Origin of the sequence: Frigoribacterium sp. 9N (assembly GCF_902506305.1) — a bacterium.
Lineage (GTDB): Bacteria > Actinomycetota > Actinomycetes > Actinomycetales > Microbacteriaceae > Frigoribacterium.
The window spans coordinates 1-2730 of record NZ_LR733402.1; the positions used below are offsets into that span (position 1 = coordinate 1).

Below are 2730 nucleotides of genomic sequence, written 5' to 3' on the forward strand. Positions count from 1 at the left end.
GGCTCGGGCCCGGGCTCGTCGGTGATCGCCGACCTGCGCGAGGGGTGGCAGGAGTTCACCCGGCGCTCGTGGGTCTGGATCGTGGTGGCGCAATTCGCGGTGCTGAACGCCGCGTTCGTGGGGGCGACGACGGTGCTGGGCCCCGTCGTGGCGGACGGGTCGTTCGGGCGGGCGGCCTGGGGGTTGGTCGTCGCGGCCCAGACGGTCGGCCTCGGCCTCGGAGCCGTCGTCGCCCTGCGCTGGCGGCCCCGGCACGGCCTCGAAGTGGGCGTGGGGCTGATGGCCGTCACGGCGGTGCCGGTGGCGACGCTCGGACTGGCTCCGGTGGTGCCCGCGCTGGTGGTGGCCTTCCTGTTGGGTGGCGTCGCACTCGAGATCTTCGCCATCTCGTGGGACCAGTCGTTGCAGAGCCACGTGCCCCGCGCCTCCCTGGCCCGGGTCTACTCGTACGACATGGTCGGCTCGTTCGTGGCCGTGCCGCTCGGCGAGGTGTTCGCGGGGCCGGTGGCGCAGTACGTCGGCACGCGACCGACGCTGCTCGTCTGCGCCGCGATCGTCGTGGCGGCGACCCTCGCGGCCGTCTCGACGCCGGGCGTCCGCCGACTGACGACCGACGAGGTGCGCCCACGGATCGTCACCGAGCCCTGACGGTCGCCAACTCGTCCCAGTGGGTGGTGGCGCGGGGCGAGACCATGTCGCGCTTCATCGACCACCCGCGACGGTGGCGGAGACCCGCGATGCCGAGCCCCAGGGTGTCCTCGCCGAACTTGCCGGCGATGCGGTCGATGACTGCGCCGTAGGCGGGCGGTGCCGCGTCGGCCTCGCCGAAGACGTCGAGGCTCGCGTGTTCGTCACGGGGGGTGAGCTCCATCAGGGTGACGCCCGCCCGGACGTAGCGCTTGCCGGGTTCGAGCTGCGGCCCGAGGGCGGCGATGGCCGAGCGGTACAGCAGGGCGGCGTCGTCGGTGGGCTCGGGGAACGCCACCGACACCGAGTGGTTCGTGTGGGCGGCGCTGTCGGAGAACGGCGAGGTCGCGGTGAAGCACCGCATCATGCGCGTCAACGACCCCTGCCCGCGCAACCGGGCCGCGGCCCGCTGCGTGTAGACCGACAGGACCTCTTCGAGCTCGGTGACGGTCGTGATGGGCACCGCGAACGACCGCGAGTGGTAGATCTGCTCACGGTCGGGCTGCACCTGCTCGATCGGCAAGCAGTCGACCCCGCGCAGTTCGTGCACGACCCGGGCCTGCACGACGCCGAAGCGCGTGCGGATGCGGGCGGCGTCGGCGTCGCGGAGGTCGGCCGCGGTGTGGATGCCGAGCGGCGCGAGCTTCTTCGCCGTCCGGCGACCGATGCCCCAGACGTCGCCGACGTCGACGCTCGCCAGGATCGCCGTCTGCTGCTCGGGGGCGTAGCTGCCCAGATGACAGACGCCGGCGAGGGCGGCGTTCTGTTTGGACCCCCGGTTGGCGAGTTTGGCCAGGGTCTTGGTCGGCGCGATGCCGATGCTGACGGGCAGCCCGATGAGCTTGCGCAGGGCGCGGCGGATCTCGCGGGCCTGGGCGATCGTGTCGTCGAGCGAACCGGTCAGCTCGATGAACGACTCGTCGATCGAGTACACCTCTTGGTCGCTGGTGTACCGACTCAGGATCTCGGCCGACCGCGCCGACATGTCGCCGTAGAGCTCGTAGTTGCTCGACACCGCGACCACGCCCTGCATCGCCGCGATCGGGGCGATGCTGTGCCACGGTGCCGCCATGTCGACGTTCAGCGCCTTCGCCTCTTGCGAACGGGCGATGACGCAGCCGTCGTTGTTCGACAGCACGACCACCGGCCGCCCTTCGAGGGCCGGGTTGAAGACGCGCTCGCACGACACGTAGAAGTTGTTGGCGTCGACGATGGCGACGCTGCGCTCGGACGCGGTCGACCTGGATGTCGTAGCGGACTCAGACACGGTGCAGGCACCTCGTCACGACGCCCCAGATCGTCGCCTCGTCGAGCTCGGACAGCACGATCTCGGGGTAGGCCGGGTTCTCGGGGCTGAGCACCATCTGCCCCTGCCGGTACGAGAGGCGCTTGACGGTGAGCTCGGCGTTGACGACCGCGACGACCACGTGGCCGTCGTGGGCGTCGAGCCCCCGGTCGACGACGAGCTCGTCACCGTCGAAGATGCCGGCGCCGGTCATGCTGTCGCCGCTGACCCGCACCAGGAACGTCGCGGTGGGGTCGCGCATGAGGTGCCGGTTGAGGTCGACCGGCCCGTTGTAGTAGCCCTGCGCCGGAGAGGGGAAACCGGCGTGGACGGCTTCGGCGGCCTGCTGCGGCAACAGGTGGTCGGGACGTTCGTCGCCCCCGACGGGGCCGATGACGGCGGTCACCGTGTGCCCTCGCACCCGGCACGGGGGTCGCCGAGGAGGCGCACGCCGGTTCGCACGGACGACTGCCGGTGATCTCTCATCACGCCTCCCACCGAGGACGCTACGTCAGACCACCGACACCGCGCTCCGCGCCGGGACGGCCGCCCCGCCGCGACCGCCGACCCCGCGGGTGCCGCCCGACCGACCACCCCGCCGCGTGGTCGGCAACTCCTGCCTCGTGCTGCGACGTTCCGCGGCGGCCCCGAGCCTCCGGGCCCGGGGTTTCGCGCTGCGGCACCATCCCGGAGTTGCCGACGCTGATCATGGTGACGCGCGGTCCCGACCGGAGCCGAGCGCGCCCGCACCCCCGGCA

General features: G+C 72.1%; 2 protein-coding genes and 1 pseudogene. 1 reads left to right on the forward strand and 2 read right to left on the reverse strand.

From position 1 onward, the window contains the following. Positions 1-648 (forward strand): annotated as a pseudogene (locus tag ARTHRO9V_RS15590) (MFS transporter); the annotation flags it as partial. Here the strand turns inward: ARTHRO9V_RS15590 and ARTHRO9V_RS15595 are convergent. Both ARTHRO9V_RS15595 and ARTHRO9V_RS15600 read right to left on the reverse strand, forming a co-directional pair. After that, entirely contained in the window at positions 635-1954 is a 1320-nt protein-coding gene (locus tag ARTHRO9V_RS15595) for a Y-family DNA polymerase (protein WP_056046762.1), read from the reverse strand. The pseudogene ARTHRO9V_RS15590 and the gene ARTHRO9V_RS15595 overlap by 14 nt on opposite strands. Beyond that, positions 1947-2378 (reverse strand): LexA family transcriptional regulator, encoded by a 432-nt coding sequence (locus ARTHRO9V_RS15600; RefSeq protein ID WP_148076764.1) that lies wholly within the window; start codon positions 2376-2378, stop codon positions 1947-1949. Before ARTHRO9V_RS15600 ends, ARTHRO9V_RS15595 begins: the two co-directional genes overlap by 8 nt. Positions 2379-2730 lie beyond the last annotated feature (352 nt).